Here is a 16794-nt window from a genome sequence, read left to right as displayed (position 1 = left end):
CCGCCGCGGTCACCGCGGACCGTCCCGCCCGACGGGACGCCCACGGAACGTCAACGGGAACGCCAACGCGAGAAGAGAGACGGAATGACCACCGTGAGCCCCACCCCCCAGCCCGCGATGCGGCTGCGGGAACTCGTCTTCGGCGCCGCGTGCGCGGCGGCCGTCCGGGCGGCCGCCCGGCTCGGCGTGGCCGACGCGCTGGGCGAGCAGCCCACCACCGTGGAGGAGCTGGCCGCCTCGGTGAGCACCGAACCACGGCCGCTGCAACGGCTGTTGCGCGCACTGGCCTGCTACGGGATCTTCCAGGAGACCGAGGACGGCACCTTCGCCCACACCGAGATGTCGCGGCTGCTGCGGGAGGACACCCCCAACAGCCTGCGCTACATCTCGCTGTGGTGCACCGAGCCCTGGACCTGGCAGGCCTGGCCCCGCCTGGACGAGGCGGTGCGCTCGGGCCGCAACGTCTTCGACGACCTCTACGGCAAGGGATTCTTCGACTACCTGCACGAGGACGCCCACGACTCCGCCCGGGTCTTCGACCGGGCGATGACCACCTCCAGCAAGCAGTCCGCCCGCGACATCGTCGAACTCCTCGACCTCACCGGAGTGTCGTCGGTGGCGGACATCGGCGGCGGACAGGGCCACGTCCTGGCCGGCCTGCTGGAGAAGTACCCCACCCTGCGCGGCGCACTGCTCGACCTGCCCTCGGTCGTCGCCAACGCGGACCCCCGGCTGCGGGACGGCGGCCCGCTCGCCGAACGGGCGCGCATCGTGCCCGGCGACTGCCGCGAGGACATCCCCGTCCAGGCCGACCTCTACATCATCAAGAACATCCTGGAATGGGACGACGACAGCACCCGCAGAACACTGCGGAAGGTCGTCGAGGCGGCCCGGCCCGGCGCCCGGGTCGTGGTCATCGAGAACCTCGTCGACGACAGCCCGTCGATGAAGTTCACCACCGCCATGGACCTGATGCTGCTGTTGAACGTCGGCGGCGCCAAGCACTCCAAGGAGAGCCTGGTCCGCCACATGTCCGAGGCCGGGCTGCTGGTCCACGACATCCTCGTGGTCAACCCGTATCTGCACGCCTTCGAGTGCACCGTCCCCGCCGAGTGAGCACAGGGACGGCGGCGCGGCGGCGGCCTCCCCGCAGGACATGACGGGGAGGCCTGCCACCGGGCGCCGGCCCGGATCAGCTAGGCGCCGTCCCGCTCCCAGCGGTAGAACTCACGGGCCATCGCGTCCTTGGGACTGCGCCAGGTCGCCGGATCGTACGCGCTGACGTACGCGGACAGCTTCTGGCTGACGGCCGTGAACTCCGGGTGCTGGTGCACCTTGGCGATCTGCGGGCCGGGCGGGAGGTCGGACTCGATGAGATGCAGATACACCTCACCGAACTGGAACAGCGTCCGCCGGTTGATGCCCACCAGATGGGGCAGCTCCGTGCGGTCCGAGGCCGCGAAGACCTCGGCGATGTCGGGCGCCGACCCGGGCTTCATCCGGGCGACGATCAGAGCGTGGTGCATCGGGGAGGTTCCCTTCGTTGCCGCCGGACAGCGGTCCGGAGTCGGGCTGCGGGAGCGTCAGCGGTTCGGGGCACCGGCGCGCAGCTCACGGTCCCGCTGCTCGATCCGGTCCCGGATGAGCTCCATCTGGATCAGCGAGTTGCGGTTGATGTGCGCGGTCATTCCCTTGTCGTCGACCGGGGCCTCGGGCTTCATGGCGAAGTCCTGGGTCCAGTGCATCGACGTGCCGCCGGGGATCTCCCTGTACTTCCAGAAGATGTCCATGAACTTGAACGGACCGGTCTCCACCCGGCGGGCGCGGACGGTCAGCGCACCGCGGTCGGGCGTGCGCTCGGAGACCCAGCTCCAGACCTGGCCGTTCTCGTCGGGGTGCATGGTCAGCCGGAAGGTGGTGGTCTCGCCCTTGTGGGCCAGCACCTCCACCGAGGCGTACTCACTGAAGAGATGGGGCCAGTTCTCCAGGTCGTTGGTCATGTCCCAGACGAGGCTGAGCGGGGCGGCGATGGTGATCTCGTTCTCGGTGTGGCCGGGCATGTCAGGCTCCTGTCGTGGTGACGGTGTCGTCGGTGTTGACGAGGTCGAGGAAGTCGCGCGGCGTCTTGGCGCGTTCGGCGTCGGGGGGCAGCGACCGGCCGTAGCGGTTCTCCAGCTCGCCCACGATGCCGAGCAGGCCCAGCGAGTCCAGGCCGTACTCGGCGAAGGTCACTTCGGGCCGGTTCGCCATCTCCTCCGGGTCGACGGTCAGGCCGGCAGCCGACTTCATCAGCGCGGCCAGCTCGTCGAGGGTCAGTTGAGCGGTCATCGGAATCTCCTCTCAGGAGGGGGACTTCTCGCACCGGCGCAGCACCATGGCCGCGTTGGAGCCCATCAGTCCCCGGCTCAGCACCAGCGCCGTCCGCAGCTCGGCGGGCCGGGACTTCCCGGTCACCACATCGAGGTCCACGTTGACGTCGACGACGTTGGGGGTCGGCGGCACCACGGAGCCCTCCATGGAGAGCACCGCCGCCGCGATGTCCAGGACAGGAGCACCGCAGTACGCCCGGCCGATACCGGTCTTGGGCGCGGTCACCGGCACCTCGGCGGCATGCCGGCCCAGGGCGTCGGCCAGCGCCAACGCCTCGGCCCGGTCCGCCGCGGGCACCCCGAGGGCGTCCGCGAACACCACGTCGACCTCCTCGGGGGCACACCCGGCGTCCGCCAGCGCACCCTCGATCGCCCGGGCCAGCCCCTCCCGGGACTCCGCCCACAGGGCGGCACCGGTGAACGTGGCGGCGTGCCCGGCCAGTACGGCCCGCGGCCGGGAGCCCCGCTCCTCGGCGGCCGACCGCTCCTCGACGACCAGCATCGCGCCGCCCTCGGCAGGCACGAACCCGCACGCCCCGTCGGTGAACGGGCGGTAGGCCCGGTCCGGATCGGCGCAGCGGCTGAGGTCCTCGTACCCGAGCTGGCAGACCACCGAGTACGGCGCCAGCGGCGCCTCGGCGGCGCCCACCACCACGGCCTCGGTGCCGCGGCGGATGGTGCGGGTGGCGTGTGCCAGCGCGTCCAACCCGCCCGCCTCGTCGCTGGCCACCACACCGCACGGCCCCTTGAAGCCGCCGCGGATGGAGATCTGGCCGGTACTGGCCGCGTAGAACCAGGCGATGGACTGGTACGGGCCGACGTAGCGCGAGCCCTGGCCCCACAGCCGTTGCAGCTCCCGCTGGCCGAACTCACCGCCGCCGGAGCCGGCCGCGGTCACCACACCCACCGCGAACGGCGAGCGGTTGTAGTCGGCCCGGCCCAACAGGGCATCGTCCAGGGCGAGGTTGGCCGCGGCCATCGCGAAGTGCGTGAACCGGTCGGTCTGGACGAGGAAGCGCTCCTCGATCAGCTCGGTCGGGTCGAAGCCGCCGACCTCGCCGGCGACCTTCAGCGGCAGATCCTCACACCCTTCGCGGGTGACCGTGTCAAGGACGCTGATGCCCTCCTTCGTGGCCTTCCAGAAGGCCTCGGTGTTGGCCCCGTTGGGGGCGATCACACCGATGCCGGTGACGACGGAACAACGGTCCTTGTGCGGGGAGTTCATCTCGTCCTCCCACCCGGACGGGTCAGGACCACGGCCGACTGGAATCCGCCGAATCCGCTGCCCACGGACAGCACCGACGCAAGCGGCAGCTCCCGTGCGGTCTTCGGCACGTAGTCGAGGTCGCACTCCGGGTCCGGGTTCTCGTAGTTGGCGGTCGGGGGGACCACCTGGTGGGTCAGGGCCAGCACGCAGGCGACGATCTCGATCGCGCCGATCGCGCCCAGCGAGTGGCCCACCATCGACTTGATCGAGCTCATCGGCACCTTGTAGGCGTGGTCGCCCAGCGACTTCTTGACCGCGGCGGTCTCATGGCGGTCGTTCTGCTGGGTGCCCGAGCCGTGCGCGTTGACGTAGTCGACCTGGGTGCGGTCCAGTCGCGCATGGGCCAGTGAGCGGTTGATCGCCTCGGCCATCTCCAGACCTTCCTGGGTCAGACCGGTCATGTGGTAGGCGTTGCCGAAGGTGGCGTAGCCGCGGATCTCGCAGTGCACGGTGGCCCCGCGCGCCCGGGCGTGCTCCAGCTCCTCCAGGATCAGGACGCCGCCGCCCTCGCCCATCACGAACCCGTCGCGCCGGGCGTCGAAGGGACGGGAGGCGTGGGCGGGGTCGTCGTTGTTCGCGGAGGTCGCCTTGATGGCGTCGAAGCAGGCCACCGTGATCGGGGAGATCGGCGAGTCCGACGCACCCGCGACGCAGACGTCGGCCCGGCCCTCCTCGATGGAGTGGAAGGCGTAACCGATCGCGTCGAGGCCGGAGGTGCAGCCCGTCGAGACGGTCTGCACCGGGCCGTGCGCACCGATCTGCTCCGCCACCGCGGACGCCAGCGAACTGGGCGAGAACGCCCGGTGCAGATGGGGCCCGGCAGGCCGGTGGTCGACGTCCCAGCGGCGGCCGGAATCGCTGACCGCCACATAGTCGTGCTCCAGGCGCGTGGTGCCGCCGACCGCGGTGCCCAGGGACACCCCGACCCGCCACGGATCCTCCCGGGCCATGTCCAGCCCGGCCTCCCGCAGCGCCTCCGCCGCGGCGACCAGAGCGAACTGGACATACCGGTCGGACTTCGCCACCTGCTCCTCGTCCAGCCCGTGCGCGGCCGGATCGAAGTCGCACTCGGCGGCGATCCGGGACCGGAAGCCGGTCGGGTCGAAGAGCGTGATGCCACGGGTGGCCGTCCGCCCGGTGGACAGCAGGTCCCAGAAGGCCGGGATCCCCACGCCGCCCGGGGCGACGATGCCGACACCGGTGACCGCCACGCGGCGGGTCATGACACCGGCTCCGGACGTTCGGGTGGGGCGGCCGGTGTGCTCTCCTGCGCGCCCTCGGCGGCCTCCGTGTCCACATGGCCCAGCTCCGGGCGCGGGGCCAGCGGACCGAGGTGGAAGACCATCCGGGCCTCGACGTCCCCGACGTTGCGGAACCGGTGCCGCATGTACGGCGGGATCATCAGCCCCTGGTCCGGGCGCAGCGCACAGGTCTCCCCGTCGAGGTCGACCTCCAGCGCGCCCTGGACGACGTAGACGAACTCCTCGGAGTACGGGTGGTAGTGCTCCCCGATGCGCTCGCCTGGCTGTACGAGGGCCATGCCCATGAAGCCGCTCGTGGATCCCACCGCGCTGGGCGTCAGCATGGCGCGCAGATCACCTCCGCGCCGGCGGTTGGGCTGGGTCTCGCTGAGGTCCACGATGCGTGGGCGGTGCGTGGTCATGGCTGATTCCTCCAGGGCGTGCTGCCGGTGGACAGGTGGGGGTGGTGCCGCCTGGTGACGGCCTGCGGAGCCCGGTCGACGGGCGGTCGGCGGTCAGGCGTCCGACGCCCGGCGGTCGGTGATGAGATCCATGTCGGCGCGGGCCAGGAAGTGCGCCAGCTCGCGGTCGGTGGTCAGCCCCCCGGCCACGTCGCTGTCGAGCAGCCGCCGCAGCACGGCGAGCTTGCGCGGGCCGCGGGCGCCGAGCGAGAGCAGCGGGTCGCGGTCGATGGGCTCCCGCAGGTCGATCAGGCGGACGACGATGTCGTCGCGCTGGAAGATCGTGCTGCCGTAGACCGGGCACGCCGGGTCGTCGGCGGCCTCCTCGTCCTGACGGGCCAGCATCTTGGCCAGCGTCATACCGAAACCGGGCTTCGCCGGGTAGTACAGCGCGTGCCGGGCGATGTCCTCCGGCTCCCGGCCGCCCGCCGCCACATGGTGCACCGCGGGCAGCGCGGCGCGGGTGAAGAACACCCGGGCCGAATTGGGGTCGTTGAGGTCCCGGTCCTGCTCCAGGTACGGGTTGATGGCCTCCTCCACGGCCCGGACCTCGGGCTGCTGGGAGACGTGCCGCAGCGCGGCGACGAGGTCGCCCTGCACCTCGACGGTCCGCACGACGCGGTTGCCGTACATGAAGAGGGAGGTGCGGCGCAGCCGGGTCTGGTCGTCGACCCGGGCCGCCGGGGAGGTGTAGCCGGAGAGGATGTCGGCGACCATCGACTCGCTGCCGGGCTTCACCGTGAAGGTGAGGGCGTGCCGGACCACGCCGTCGCCGACGCGGGGGTTCGCCTGGAACCGCCCCTTGAGGGGTTCGGGAGCCCGGGCGGCGACGTTGGAGGTCTCGCGCAGGACGCTGAAGCGCAGGGAGCGGGTGTTGCGCACGCAGCTGTGCAGCGGCTGCACCATCTTCACGTGCTCCTCGCTGTTGACCCAGGCGAGGAACGGCGGGGCGCTCTCCCATTCGCTGGTGATCAGCCACTGGGAGGGGTTCTCGATGGACTGGCACAGCTGGTCGGTGATGTGCCCGGGGACGGAGGCCACCTGGTTCCGGAGCTGCTCGTAGGCTTCGAGGAAGCGCTGCTGAGCGCCTTCCTGGAGGTCCAGCAGGAGGACGACCCGGAGTCTTGAGCCGTCGAAGGCGGACTGCGATATTCGTTCCGACAGCGTTGTCATCGTCTACGCATCTCCTCCGGGGCACGAGGCCCCTGTGGTGCGTCGTCAGTTCCGGCGCGATCCGGGATCCCGGTGCCTTCCGTTACTCCCGATGCGGTCCGGTCGACTGAGCCGGATGGGCGGACCTCCGGCCCGGCGTGTCGCGGGGGGCGGTCCGGATTCGATCGTGGCCAAGACCCACGGCCGGCGCGAGATCTGTGAGCCATGCAGGTGAACCCTGATGCAAGGGGGCACAGGCCGGGCATGCGTTGCTCCATCTCCCGTACGCGCCGCTGGAGCTGGAGCCAACACATGAACCCCAAGGCCGAAGACCGGGTACCGGTCCTCATCGTCGGCGGGTCCCTGGTGGGCCTGTCCGCCTCGCTGTTCCTCGGACGCCTGGGCGTCCGGCACATCCTGGTCGAGAAGCACGCGGGCACCTCCCGGCACCCCCGCGGACGGGGGAACAACGTCCGCACCATGGAGCTGTACCGCGTGGCCGGCGCCGAACGAAGAATCCGCGAGGCGGCCTCGGTCCTCGCCGACAACCACGGCATCCTCCAGGCCCGTTCACTCACCGGCGACGACCAGGAATGGCTGTTCCGGCACATCGATCCGGGGGGCGGGCTGGCCAAGTTCAGCCCGTCCGGGTGGTGCCTGTGCAGCCAGAACGACCTGGAACCGGTACTGCTGACCTGCGCCCGGGAACTGGGCGGCGATCTGCGGTTCAGCACCGAGCTGATGACGTGCGACCAGGACGCCGACGGGGTGACCGCGGTCGTCAAGGACCGGAACACCGGCGAGCACACCACCCTGCGCGCCGACTACCTCATCGCCGCGGACGGCCCGCGCAGCCCGGTGCGGGAGCGGCTGGGCATCGGGCAGACGGGCCCCGGCGACCTCTTCCACAACGTCAGCATCACCTTCCGGGCCCCGGAGCTGGCGGACGCGGTCGGCGACCGCCGCTTCATCGCCTGCTACCTGACCAACCCGGAGGCCGACGGGGCCCTGCTGCCGGTGGACAACCGCGCGGAATGGGTCTTCCACGCCCCCTGGCACCCCGACCGCGGCGAGTCCCTGGAGGACTTCGACGACGAACGCTGCATCGACCACATCCGACGGGCAACGGGCGTACCCGGTATGGCCGTTGAGATCACGGGCAAGGCACCCTGGCACGCCGCCGAACGCGTCGCCGAACGGTACGCCGCGGGCCGGATCTTCCTCGCCGGCGACTCGGCCCACGAGATGTCGCCCACCGGGGCGTTCGGTTCCAACACCGGCATCCAGGACGCGCACAACCTCGCCTGGAAACTCGCCACCGTCCTCGACGGCGCGGCCGACCCCGCACTGCTGGACACCTACGAGGAGGAGCGCCGCCCGGTGGCCGAGGTGACCAGCGCCCGCGCCTCCGCACGGTCCGCCGAGCACAGCCACCCCGGCTACGACCCGGCGCCCGGTGGCGGCGGCGGCCGGCAGCGCGGCGTGCTCACCGTGGCGCTGGGCTACTGCTACCCGCGCGGTGCGGTCCTCGGCGCCGACACCGACCTCCCGGTCGTCCCCGAGCAGATGCGGCTGACCGGCGAGCCGGGCACCCGGGCCCCGCACCTGTGGCTGCGCGCGGACGGCGAACGGCGCTCCACCCTCGACCTCTACGAACGGTCCTTCGTCCTGCTCACCGGCACCGAGGACGGCAAGATCTGGCGCGCCGCGGCGGAGAACACCGCCGCCCGCTGGTCGGCCCGGCTGGACCACTACCGCGTCGGCACCGGCGCCGACGCCGACCTGGTCCCGGACGAGGGCGTCGACTGGGCCGAGGCGCACGGGACGGCCCCCGACGGCGCGGTACTGGTACGCCCGGACGGCTTCGTGGCATGGCGCGCGGAGGGCCGGGTGGCCGACCCCGAGGGGGCACTGCGCGAGGTCCTGGGCGGCCTGCTCCGCCGGGCCTGACACCGCGGGGCCTCCGCCCCCTCCCCGCCACGGGACCCCAGGGGCCGACGGGCACAAGCCGCCCGCCGGCCCCTGGCGCGCGTCCACCGACCCCTGGAACGTCCCTGTCGGCCCCTGGAACGTCTCCGTCGGCCCCTGGAACGTATCTTCTGCCCCTCACCGCCGCAGGGGGCTTCTGAGGCCCGCACCGGCCCGGTCCCGCCGCTCACGGAGCGCAGTGGTGTTGAGTCCGGACCATGGACGCCAAGAAGACCCCGGGCCACCCCTTCCAGCGCCTCCCGTTTCCGCACCAGCCGCCCCGGCAGCAACCGCGCCCCACCCGGCGCCGCCGCGCCGAGGAGGACACCCCCATCTTCGACCAGCTCCTCAAGGAGTGGCGGGCCGGCGCGGTGCGGCCGGTGGCGGCCTGGTCGGCGGACGAACGCGGGAAGACCCGGCAGGGCACGGTTGTTGGGGGCGAAGATGGACGCCCCCGTCCACGGAACCGCACTGAGGAGCCCGCATGAGCCTGTACGACATCCCGCTGCGCACGCTGACCGGTGAGCCCGCCTCCCTCGCCGACTACCGGGGCAAGGCCCTGCTGGTGGTGAACGTGGCGTCCAAGTGCGGGCTGACCCCGCAGTACACGGGGCTGGAGAAGCTCCAACAGCGGTTCGCCGACCGCGGGTTCAGCGTCCTGGGCTTCCCCAGCAACCAGTTCGCGGGCCAGGAGCCGGGCACCGCCGAGGAGATCGCCACGTTCTGCTCGACGACATACGGCGTCAGCTTCCCGCTGTTCGAGAAGACCGACGTCAACGGCACCGACCGGCACCCGCTGTACGCCGAACTGACCGGCGCCCCGGACGCCGAGGGCGAGGCCGGCGACATCCAGTGGAACTTCGAAAAGTTCGTCATCGACCACACCGGCGCGATCACCGGCCGCTTCCGCCCCCGGACCGAGCCCGAAGCAGAAGACCTGGTCGCAGCAATCGAGGCGGCACTGCCGGCCTGATCGGCGGCCTTGGTCTTCCTGGGGCCGGCCCGGACCACAACACCGGACCGGACCGGCCCCGGGCGGCACCACAGCCACCCGAATGGGCCCTTGCAAGCGAAGCTTGCTGCTCACAGCCGAACTGCTCCACACTGTCACCCCAGAACGCGCCTTGGGGAGATGCCCGGCGCCGCCACTGTCTGGCCCCCTCCCTCAACGGGCACCGCGACACCGACACCGCGTTGGAGCTGGCGGGCCTCGGCCTGCTCGACGATCCGAACGGCGAAGGCATCGCTGAGTGACCACCAGCCGATCTCCGTCGGACCCGGCCGCGGTCGCCCTCGAACTGAAACGCAGCCGCCGGACGATCGAGGTCGGGTTCACCCGCACCGACGGCGCCCTCGCACTCGTCGTGCAGCGCCACGGCCAGACCGACGCACAGATCAAGGACCACGCCCGTCGCCTCGACGACCACGACGTCCGCCTCGACGTTGTCGAGCGTGGCGAGACCGACCGGCAAAAGCGCGATACCGCGCGCCTCGACTCCCTGGAGCGGGCACGGTGGCCGCTCCCCTCCGTGGCGGCCCTGGTCGGTGTTGTCGGCCTCGCTCTCTCCCTGTGGCAGCTCGCCGCCCGTTGATCAGCTTTGCGCCCCCGCCACCGGCAAAACGCCGTGGCGGGGGCGCTTTGGCCGTTCACTACGAGCCTCCGGATGCAACGCATGTGGACAGCGAAGGGCCCCGCCCATGCACCACGGGGGCAGTGCACGGGCGGGGCGTTCGATCACCGCATCCAGGCCGGTTCGAGCGCCCGGACTTCAGAGCAGTACGCGGCCACGATCTTGAAGAACGTGGCAGGGTCGCGGTCGACCATCTCTGACAGTTCGCAGTACAGCTCGTATGCCCCTTCCGGCATCTCGTACGGGCAGGTGCCTACGCTGCACAGCCACCAGGCCCCCGGGGTATTGACGAGAGGACTGCCGCACCGGGGGCACGGCTGGTCTATGCGGGCTGGCTCGTTCCGCACCCGTAGCAGATCAACCAACCGTCCTGGTTCGGAGTCATTTCCTGGCCGCACTTGCTGCACGTTGCCCGCGTCTCATGTAGATGCCGAATGTCGTACTTCACTGGCCCTCCCGGGGAGAGTTGATTGTTCCACTGTCCGCCCGCTAGCGGCAGTAGGGTGTACGGCTGTCGTTGAACGTCAGGCCGTTGACAGCCGACTGACCCGCAAGGGGTCTTGGTACCCCGCCCTGACGCACCGTCTGTGCCTGGTGTCGTTGGGCGGGGGTTTCGAGCCACCCGGCCGACTGCTGCTGTCGTGTAGGCAGACGGCCGGGGTTCCTGCCCGCCCCCGCCGAGACTCAACGATGTTCGGGAGAACATTTCGAGGGTCAGTCGGCGGGGGTGGAGACTATCGGGCGTTATTCACCACCCGTGGTGCGCCACCGGTATCGGGGAGGGAGCGGGTTGCGTCCGTTCCGCCACTACTGACCTCGAATCTTTTCCTTCATTTTCTGTACGAGGTCCGCCTTTCCCGTGGTCAGTTGCGGCTATGCGCCGCCACACAGCGGGCAGGGCGTCAGGTGTCTCTGGCGCGCCTTTTCCGGGGACGTGACGCAGATATCTGCGTCACCGGCACGCTCCAGGACCATGCACTTGGGGGTCCCGTGGTAAAAGCTGCCAGTCGGCGTCACGTAGACGACCGCGGCGATTGCCCCTTCCTGCTCCTCCAGATCCTGGCACTCCGCGACCGTTGCCGGCATGCACCAGGAGGTGAGTGCGTCCCACGGCTCATGGTCCGGCCTGCGGAGAACTAGGCAGTCCCCGTTGATGGCAACGATTCGGCCGACCCGCCCTCGTGTGGAGTCCCGGGCTATCTCCTGCTCGGTAAAGGTCATCGATAATCCCTGTGTTGTGGCGCACCTGCGGGGTACTGGGGCGGGGAGGGTGGCTGCCCATGTCCGGGAGGGGGTGAGCATGGGCGGCGTGGGGGCCTGACCAGCGCCCCAAGCGGATCAGTCAGGCCCCGCGCTCCCTTTCGCCTCCTGGGTGGGGAGGCCGGGAGCCTCAGGCAGGGTGAGGCTCAACCGTGGGGAGCGGCCCCGGCGGACTCTCCGGGGTTGAACCATGGGTGCCTGACTTTCGGATACTGACGCGCCGTTCCCCTCCTTCCTGCTCAAGTGCATCGAGGTTTACACAGGAGGCATTCCTCGGACGGAAATCGCGAGTGTTGTCTCTTCATGAGGCCCTTCGCACTTCTGGGACGCTTGGCAGAAAAAGCCACGCCGGCCACATGCCCAGCACCCCCGGCCAGTCATTTCCCTGAAGCCAGCGAGGGTGGAGGTCACACAGAACACGTAACCCACTACCCACCCCCGTCCACCGCACCCCCGGCATTGCAAGTGGGGTCCGGGGCACGTGCCTACGTCCACCAACGCCGCTGACCTTCCGCCTCGGCGTAGTGACGCCCTTTATGCCTGTGGCGCTGCTCGCATCGCGCCCATTTCTGAGGCGGTTGGGGAAATTCAACCTGGAAGTACGCGAACAACCGGACTTGACCGCGAGTCGGCGCGAGCGACGTTCTTGCCGCGCACCGCCTCCGCCTCATGCGCCCACCGGCCCGTGAGGGTGGCCGCGAATCTCGATGTTGCGATCGATCGCTGCCGACTCGTCCCCCTTGGCCCTCGCTGCCTCACGCTGACGAGCACACGCAGCGCACACGTCGCACCCGGCGGCCGGCTCGGGGTCAGACCGCACACCCGGGTCCGGCAGGTGGACGGGGTCGCTCATGTCGGGCATTGACCGGCCTCCGTCGCCCCATGAATCCGGTGCGGCCCGAGATCGACCCCATGCGGGGCGAACCGCAGCACCCGCCGGGGCCGCCCACACCGCGACCGCCACTCTTCCGGCGGGAGGACGTACGGCCTAACCAGGGGGCCGTCCTCACCCCACTGCTCGTCATCCAACTCGGGGTGGACGACGCACACTCGGGCCAGTGCGACCGTCGGGGCGTCATTGCCGGTTACGGGCAGTACGCCCGCCCGGTGCCGGCCCCGCGCGGGAAGCAGCGCGCGGAACAGCGAGTCGAGGGCCGTGCGACGTTGGCGCATCATGTCAGCCCCCGCAATCCTGATTCAACCCGCTGCCAAATGGCGCGAGTTAGACGGTGGCACTGGCCGCGGGGGACTCCCATGGGCAACGGCATCCGCTTGCCGAACCAGACGTACTGGCCGCCGTTGCCCCTGACTTGAGCGTGGGAGAGCCGTGCGGGCATAGTTCGCTCCTCTCCGTAGCGAAGGTGCTACCAGGGGAGTTCAGCGTGGCGACCAACTGGGCATGAAGCAACTTGGCTACACAGGAAAGAAAGTTGGCGAACGGACTGTGAACAAGAACGAGTTGAACCCGGACGCTTCTCCTCTGGCAGCCTACGGAGCGCGTTTACGCAGGCTGCGCGAGGCACGGGGGTGGACTCAGGTAGCCCTGTCCGAGCGCATGGAGTTCTCTGCCGTGCACATTTCCAGCATCGAGAACGGTCGGAAGTTTGCTTCTCTCCCGTTCTCGCGTAGCGCCGATCGCGCCTTCGGCCTTGTGGGCACGGAAGATTCGTTCGAACGCGAGTGGCGCAACATCAAGTTCGGTGGCTTGCTAGAGGGCTTCCCGGAGTACGTCAAGCACGAGGCCAGAGCAGCAGAGATCAGGCTGTACGAAATCGGGATCGTGCCTGGACTGCTACAGACACCGGAGTACGCACGGGCGTTGGCAGACAGCGCCGTGCGGCGAGGTGCCATCACGCCCGACAAGGCGGATGAACGCGTTTCGTTCCTGGCGGAACGCCAGGCCGCCTTGGAACGGTTCCGTCTCCCCATGATGCTGGTGGTGATGGATGAGAGCTGCATTCGCAGACAGGTCGGCGGCCCGGAGGTCATGTGCGCTCAACTTGACCGGCTGGTGGAGTTCGCCGAACTGCCGAACACCGTGCTCCAGATCGCCCCGTACGGCATAGGGGAGCGCCGCACCTTTGACCTTCCAATGAACTTGCTGACGATGTCGGATCTGTCTGTAATCGCGTACGCGGAATCCCAGTTGCGGGGGCACGTAGAGCGCGAGACGGCATCCGTGCTGCCCCTACTGACGGCCTACCATCAGTTGCAGGCCGAAGCTCTGCCCCAGGCGGCATCGGTGGCCATGATCAATGAGGTACGAAAGGGCACCCTGTGACGACCGAATCTCCCCGCTGGTTCACGTCCTCCTACAGCAACAACGGCGGCAACTGCATCGAGGTCGCCACCAACCTTGTGACCACGCTGGGCGTGGTCCCCGTCCGGGACAGCAAGGACCAGGACGGCCCCCATCTACACCTGACCCCGCGCGCCTTCGCCGGCCTGGTGGCGTTCGCGAAGACAGATGGCTGACCAGATCCAAGCGGCTGCTTGTTGCCCTAGGGCATTAGGCCCCCGGGGCTTGAGTCGACGTTTCCAGCTCAAGCCCCGGGGGTGTTCATTGGAGAAGAAACCCGAAAAGCTCGTCATCGACCACACCGGCGCGATCAACGGCCGCTTCCGTCCCCGGACCGAGCCCGAGGCGGAAACCCTGGTCGCAGCAATCGAGGCGGCACTGCCGGCCTGATCGGCGGCACACCTGGGGCTGGTCAGGGCCGCAGCACCGCCCCTGACCAGCCCCGATCCGCACCGCGAGCACCCGAACGGCCCCCTTACCGCCAAGCATGGGGCGCGCGTCGCCCCGGCCACCGCAGCGCGGCAGCTCGACCTCGCCGATGACCAGCGCCGCGCTGCTTGAGCGCGCGACGGAGACCGCACTGACCGCCGGGACCGTAACGGGCCGCAAGGTGCTGCGTGCGGTGATCTACGCCCGGGTGTCGAGCGCCCCGTCCCTACAAGCTGTTTCGGCGAGCCCCGAGCGGACCGGTCCTAAGCGGTTCGCTCGGGGCGCTTCTGTTTTGCGTTTGGGGCAGTTGAGCCGTCAGGCACGGTCGTCGGGGGCACCGCCGACGAAACCCGGTGCAGGGGTGCGGTGGATCTCGTAAACCGGGTAGGCCACAGGCGCGCCGTCCACCCGGCCCTGACAGGCGGTGGTGCGGGTGAAGCCGGCCTTGGACAGCACGCGACCGGAGGCGGGATTGTCGGGGTGATGCTTGGCGCTCAGCCGGTGCAAGTCGGTGGCAGTGAACGCGTACGCGATGGCCTGTCGGACGGCGTCTGTGCCGTACCCGCGCCCCCAAGTTCCTTCCCGCAGGATGTAGTTCAAGGTGGCTTGGCCGGCGCCACGGTTCCGAAACTTGATCAACCCGACCAGGTCGTCATCGGCGGTGACGCCAAAGCACCACCGTTCGCGGGGAGTCTGCCGGGCCTACTCCCCTACCTGCTGGGGTAGTTGGCGGATGTTACTGGGGCAGGTGTCGCTCTGGCAGTAGCTCGTGACGACCACCATGGATGGGGTGCCACCGCGCTCCCGCCCGGTGAACGTCAGCCGTTCGCCGCAGTGGTCACACCCAATGGGCTCGCCAGTCCCCCAGCCCTTGGTTGCGGACTTGAGGATGCGGTGGATGTGGTCACCGTCGTTACTGCTCATAAACTCACCGTAGCCGAGACCAGTGAGTGGCGGAAACGAACAGTCTGAGCCGCACACTGGGGCCGGTCCAGAGCGCAGCATCGGCCCGGACCGGCACAGGACGGCACCACAATCACCTGAATATCCCCCCCCACGCAGCTGGGCGCCCAACACCTCCTGTGTCTTTTGCGCTTGGTGACTCACACGTCAGTCAGGGCTTGTACTCGTTGTGCGGGATGGCCATCTCCCAGAGCAGATCCCGGACGCGGACGCACTCGGCGACGACGGCGGGGGCCTCGATGACCTCAGAGCCGAGAACACGCCCTGTGTCGTCGAAGTGCCCCACGGCCAAGAGCTTGTCGTCGAAGAGCCACCAGTCGTTACCCGCCACGGGGAACGCGAGCCCCTCGGGCAACTTGCGCCGTGGCAACCACCGGATGGCTTCGCCGGTCGCTTCGTTCACGTGGGTGGTGACGTACTCCCACTGGATGCAGGGGCTGTGCGGCTCGGTGACGACACGGACCCGGCGTACGGTCATTCCTGAATCGGTGACGCGCTTCATGAGCTGCGTCCACGGCGTCATGAACGAGTCGTCGGCTGTCCCATGCAGCCAACTCTCATACGGGCCTTCCTCGTTTGGGACTGAGTAGTCGTCCCTCAGCTCCAAGTGGAAAGCGTCGTGCGCGAAGCGCTCGAAGAACTGGTTGCGCTCGGTGCTGGAGATCAATTCCATGTGGTTCCTCCGGTAACGCTGTGATCGCGGCGGCCGTGGGGACCTCGACCGACGTCTCGTAGTCCGGAATCTCCGTCCATGCTCGGCCGATAGGTCGGTCACGTGAGCGGCTCCGGTCGGTCTGCGGCAGACAATGCCGAGAGGGCGGCCGTGCTCATGATGCGCTGACGAAGTCGAGCGGTAGGCGTTGATCCACGGTACTGCGGAGTGCCAGCTCGTCAGCACGGTCAGCCATGCCGAAATCGCCTATGCGCGAGGGCGGACGTCATGGCAATGAGGCGTACCTGTGCCTGGCAAATCGCCCTGGATGCAACCGTGTTCGTGCATGTCGTGCCAGCCGTCGAGGTGGAGAGCGGCGCTTCGGCGGATGCCTTCTCCCGCAAAGCCGGCCTTCAGCGCAGTGCGGCATGAGGCGACGTTGGCAATCGAATGGGCCAGGGCGAGGCGATGCAGGCCCACATCATCAAATGCCCATCGAGCAGCCCTTTGCAGAGCGCGGGGACTCCAACCGAGGCCGCGGCTGCTTCCCAGCAGCCAGTAGCTGCAACGTCCGGTACCGGCAGGGAGGTTGACCTGCTGAAAAGCGACGTGGCCGACCGGCTCGCCGCTGGGCGGAACCACGGCCCAGCCGATCGCGGATTCGCCCTGCCAGGTCTTCTGCCAGCGGCCAAGCCATGCACGCGCGTCATCGTCCGAGCTTCCCGAAAGCAGGATCCATCTCCGAACTTCTGGGTCGGCGAAAGCCCTGCGGATGACAGGAACGTCCGCCAGTTCCCAGGGGCGCAGGACCAGGTCACCGTCCACGAGGGTCGGTTGATCCGAGGAACTGAGGCTGCCGGGATTCACCACCGGCGGAACTAGTGATGGCACAGGGTTCACTTCACCACGCCTTCTTCTCAGTTCATTCCCTACGCAGCGCCTGCGGCCGATTCTGCTCAAGTCCGGAACAACGGACGCCTTTCGCCTGCGTGCATCACGTCAACGACCCGACAGGCCATGACGGCACGCCCCTTTGTCCGGCGGGCGGCCGTTCAACTCGCGTCTCTCGTTGAGCATCCCGCTCCCAGGGCAGGGCCGGCCC

The 16794-nt window shown here is 69.2% G+C and carries 19 protein-coding genes and 2 pseudogenes; 8 read left to right on the top strand and 13 right to left on the bottom strand.

Going from position 1 to position 16794, the window contains the following annotated elements; all coding sequences use genetic code 11:
* The first annotated feature begins 84 nt into the window (after nucleotides 1-84).
* Nucleotides 85-1116, top strand: coding sequence for a methyltransferase (locus tag ACIQE0_RS27235; protein ID WP_402336992.1), 1032 nt, complete (start codon nucleotides 85-87; stop codon nucleotides 1114-1116).
* Nucleotides 1117-1196: 80 nt separating this feature from the next.
* On the opposite strand, the gene ACIQE0_RS27230 is transcribed toward ACIQE0_RS27235, so the two are convergent.
* The 7 genes from ACIQE0_RS27230 to ACIQE0_RS27200 all read right to left on the bottom strand — a co-directional run bounded on the left by ACIQE0_RS27230 (nucleotide 1197) and on the right by ACIQE0_RS27200 (nucleotide 6511).
* Nucleotides 1197-1526 (bottom strand): TcmI family type II polyketide cyclase, encoded by a 330-nt coding sequence (locus tag ACIQE0_RS27230; protein ID WP_384091520.1) that lies wholly within the window; start codon nucleotides 1524-1526, stop codon nucleotides 1197-1199.
* 57 nt (nucleotides 1527-1583) lie between these two features.
* The gene (locus ACIQE0_RS27225) at nucleotides 1584-2060 is read right to left on the bottom strand and encodes an SRPBCC family protein (protein ID WP_366335427.1); all 477 of its coding nucleotides are present in this window, start codon (nucleotides 2058-2060) and stop codon (nucleotides 1584-1586) included.
* 1 nt (nucleotide 2061) lies between these two features.
* Nucleotides 2062-2328: an acyl carrier protein gene (locus ACIQE0_RS27220; protein WP_366335425.1), complete on the bottom strand. Its 267-nt coding sequence runs from the start codon at nucleotides 2326-2328 to the stop codon at nucleotides 2062-2064.
* 12 nt (nucleotides 2329-2340) lie between these two features.
* Nucleotides 2341-3594 carry a beta-ketoacyl synthase N-terminal-like domain-containing protein gene (locus ACIQE0_RS27215; protein ID WP_366335423.1) on the bottom strand — a complete coding sequence of 418 codons (1254 nt, stop codon included), beginning with the start codon at nucleotides 3592-3594 and terminating at the stop codon, nucleotides 2341-2343.
* Complete coding sequence (locus tag ACIQE0_RS27210) at nucleotides 3591-4859, bottom strand: beta-ketoacyl-[acyl-carrier-protein] synthase family protein (protein ID WP_366335421.1); 1269 nt, start codon at nucleotides 4857-4859, stop codon at nucleotides 3591-3593. Before ACIQE0_RS27210 ends, ACIQE0_RS27215 begins: the two co-directional genes overlap by 4 nt.
* The gene (locus tag ACIQE0_RS27205; RefSeq protein ID WP_366335419.1) at nucleotides 4856-5299 is read right to left on the bottom strand and encodes a cupin domain-containing protein; all 444 of its coding nucleotides are present in this window, start codon (nucleotides 5297-5299) and stop codon (nucleotides 4856-4858) included. Before ACIQE0_RS27205 ends, ACIQE0_RS27210 begins: the two co-directional genes overlap by 4 nt.
* A 93-nt stretch (nucleotides 5300-5392) precedes the next feature.
* Nucleotides 5393-6511 (bottom strand): SchA/CurD-like domain-containing protein, encoded by a 1119-nt coding sequence (locus ACIQE0_RS27200; protein ID WP_402336985.1) that lies wholly within the window; start codon nucleotides 6509-6511, stop codon nucleotides 5393-5395.
* A gap of 291 nt (nucleotides 6512-6802) precedes the next feature.
* Here ACIQE0_RS27200 and ACIQE0_RS27195 point away from each other — a divergent pair, with 291 nt between their 5' ends.
* From ACIQE0_RS27195 to ACIQE0_RS27180, 4 genes are all read left to right on the top strand, one after another.
* Entirely contained in the window at nucleotides 6803-8440 is a 1638-nt protein-coding gene (locus ACIQE0_RS27195) for an FAD-dependent oxidoreductase (RefSeq protein WP_402336982.1), read from the top strand.
* A gap of 236 nt (nucleotides 8441-8676) precedes the next feature.
* Nucleotides 8677-8946 (top strand): hypothetical protein, encoded by a 270-nt coding sequence (locus tag ACIQE0_RS27190; RefSeq protein WP_366335413.1) that lies wholly within the window; start codon nucleotides 8677-8679, stop codon nucleotides 8944-8946.
* The gene (locus tag ACIQE0_RS27185; RefSeq protein ID WP_402336978.1) at nucleotides 8943-9431 is read left to right on the top strand and encodes a glutathione peroxidase; all 489 of its coding nucleotides are present in this window, start codon (nucleotides 8943-8945) and stop codon (nucleotides 9429-9431) included. Before ACIQE0_RS27190 ends, ACIQE0_RS27185 begins: the two co-directional genes overlap by 4 nt.
* Before the next feature lie 277 nt (nucleotides 9432-9708).
* Nucleotides 9709-10050, top strand: coding sequence for a hypothetical protein (locus tag ACIQE0_RS27180; protein WP_402336975.1), 342 nt, complete (start codon nucleotides 9709-9711; stop codon nucleotides 10048-10050).
* A gap of 143 nt (nucleotides 10051-10193) precedes the next feature.
* On the opposite strand, the gene ACIQE0_RS27175 is transcribed toward ACIQE0_RS27180, so the two are convergent.
* Entirely contained in the window at nucleotides 10194-10325 is a 132-nt protein-coding gene (locus ACIQE0_RS27175; protein ID WP_366335408.1) for a hypothetical protein, read from the bottom strand.
* 637 nt (nucleotides 10326-10962) lie between these two features.
* Nucleotides 10963-11310 carry a hypothetical protein gene (locus ACIQE0_RS27170; RefSeq protein WP_402336972.1) on the bottom strand — a complete coding sequence of 116 codons (348 nt, stop codon included), beginning with the start codon at nucleotides 11308-11310 and terminating at the stop codon, nucleotides 10963-10965.
* A 1438-nt stretch (nucleotides 11311-12748) separates the two neighbouring features.
* On the opposite strand from ACIQE0_RS27170, the gene ACIQE0_RS27165 reads away from it, so the two are divergent.
* The 3 genes and pseudogenes from ACIQE0_RS27165 to ACIQE0_RS27155 all read left to right on the top strand — a co-directional run.
* Nucleotides 12749-13630 (top strand): helix-turn-helix transcriptional regulator, encoded by an 882-nt coding sequence (locus tag ACIQE0_RS27165; protein WP_366335406.1) that lies wholly within the window; start codon nucleotides 12749-12751, stop codon nucleotides 13628-13630.
* Nucleotides 13627-13824 (top strand): DUF397 domain-containing protein, encoded by a 198-nt coding sequence (locus ACIQE0_RS27160; protein ID WP_366335404.1) that lies wholly within the window; start codon nucleotides 13627-13629, stop codon nucleotides 13822-13824. Before ACIQE0_RS27165 ends, ACIQE0_RS27160 begins: the two co-directional genes overlap by 4 nt.
* A 103-nt stretch (nucleotides 13825-13927) precedes the next feature.
* A pseudogene (locus tag ACIQE0_RS27155) lies at nucleotides 13928-14038 on the top strand (glutathione peroxidase); the annotation flags it as partial.
* 354 nt (nucleotides 14039-14392) lie between these two features.
* Here ACIQE0_RS27155 and ACIQE0_RS27150 read toward each other — a convergent pair.
* The 4 genes and pseudogenes from ACIQE0_RS27150 to ACIQE0_RS27135 all read right to left on the bottom strand — a co-directional run.
* Nucleotides 14393-14761: pseudogene (locus ACIQE0_RS27150) on the bottom strand (GNAT family N-acetyltransferase); the annotation flags it as partial.
* Between the two features lie 18 nt (nucleotides 14762-14779).
* The gene (locus tag ACIQE0_RS27145; RefSeq protein WP_402336968.1) at nucleotides 14780-15001 is read right to left on the bottom strand and encodes a hypothetical protein; all 222 of its coding nucleotides are present in this window, start codon (nucleotides 14999-15001) and stop codon (nucleotides 14780-14782) included.
* Between the two features lie 190 nt (nucleotides 15002-15191).
* Nucleotides 15192-15713, bottom strand: coding sequence for a DUF6879 family protein (locus tag ACIQE0_RS27140; protein ID WP_402336965.1), 522 nt, complete (start codon nucleotides 15711-15713; stop codon nucleotides 15192-15194).
* Between the two features lie 246 nt (nucleotides 15714-15959).
* Nucleotides 15960-16517: a GNAT family N-acetyltransferase gene (locus ACIQE0_RS27135; RefSeq protein WP_402336962.1), complete on the bottom strand. Its 558-nt coding sequence runs from the start codon at nucleotides 16515-16517 to the stop codon at nucleotides 15960-15962.
* Nucleotides 16518-16794: the final 277 nt, after the last annotated feature.

Origin of the sequence: Streptomyces sp. NPDC093097 (assembly GCF_044754325.1) — a bacterium.
Classification (GTDB): Bacteria; Actinomycetota; Actinomycetes; order Streptomycetales; family Streptomycetaceae; genus Streptomyces.
This window is presented reverse-complemented; position numbering and strand designations above follow the sequence as displayed.

Bases quoted from the DNA above. Each gene is read 5' to 3' on its own strand.
- ACIQE0_RS27140 (WP_402336965.1), bottom strand. From the start codon at position 15,713: ATGGAATTGATCTCCAGCACCGAGCGCAACCAGTTCTTCGAGCGCTTC.
- ACIQE0_RS27205 (WP_366335419.1), bottom strand. From the start codon at position 5,299: ATGACCACGCACCGCCCACGCATCGTGGACCTCAGCGAGACCCAGCCC.
- ACIQE0_RS27170 (WP_402336972.1), bottom strand. From the start codon at position 11,310: ATGACCTTTACCGAGCAGGAGATAGCCCGGGACTCCACACGAGGGCGG.
- ACIQE0_RS27185 (WP_402336978.1), top strand. From the start codon at position 8,943: ATGAGCCTGTACGACATCCCGCTGCGCACGCTGACCGGTGAGCCCGCC.
- ACIQE0_RS27230 (WP_384091520.1), bottom strand. From the start codon at position 1,526: ATGCACCACGCTCTGATCGTCGCCCGGATGAAGCCCGGGTCGGCGCCC.
- ACIQE0_RS27220 (WP_366335425.1), bottom strand. From the start codon at position 2,328: ATGACCGCTCAACTGACCCTCGACGAGCTGGCCGCGCTGATGAAGTCG.
- ACIQE0_RS27190 (WP_366335413.1), top strand. From the start codon at position 8,677: ATGGACGCCAAGAAGACCCCGGGCCACCCCTTCCAGCGCCTCCCGTTT.
- ACIQE0_RS27225 (WP_366335427.1), bottom strand. From the start codon at position 2,060: ATGCCCGGCCACACCGAGAACGAGATCACCATCGCCGCCCCGCTCAGC.
- ACIQE0_RS27195 (WP_402336982.1), top strand. From the start codon at position 6,803: ATGAACCCCAAGGCCGAAGACCGGGTACCGGTCCTCATCGTCGGCGGG.
- ACIQE0_RS27210 (WP_366335421.1), bottom strand. From the start codon at position 4,859: ATGACCCGCCGCGTGGCGGTCACCGGTGTCGGCATCGTCGCCCCGGGC.
- ACIQE0_RS27200 (WP_402336985.1), bottom strand. From the start codon at position 6,511: ATGACAACGCTGTCGGAACGAATATCGCAGTCCGCCTTCGACGGCTCA.
- ACIQE0_RS27145 (WP_402336968.1), bottom strand. From the start codon at position 15,001: ATGAGCAGTAACGACGGTGACCACATCCACCGCATCCTCAAGTCCGCA.
- ACIQE0_RS27215 (WP_366335423.1), bottom strand. From the start codon at position 3,594: ATGAACTCCCCGCACAAGGACCGTTGTTCCGTCGTCACCGGCATCGGT.
- ACIQE0_RS27175 (WP_366335408.1), bottom strand. From the start codon at position 10,325: ATGCCGGAAGGGGCATACGAGCTGTACTGCGAACTGTCAGAGATGGTC.
- ACIQE0_RS27235 (WP_402336992.1), top strand. From the start codon at position 85: ATGACCACCGTGAGCCCCACCCCCCAGCCCGCGATGCGGCTGCGGGAA.
- ACIQE0_RS27165 (WP_366335406.1), top strand. From the start codon at position 12,749: ATGAAGCAACTTGGCTACACAGGAAAGAAAGTTGGCGAACGGACTGTG.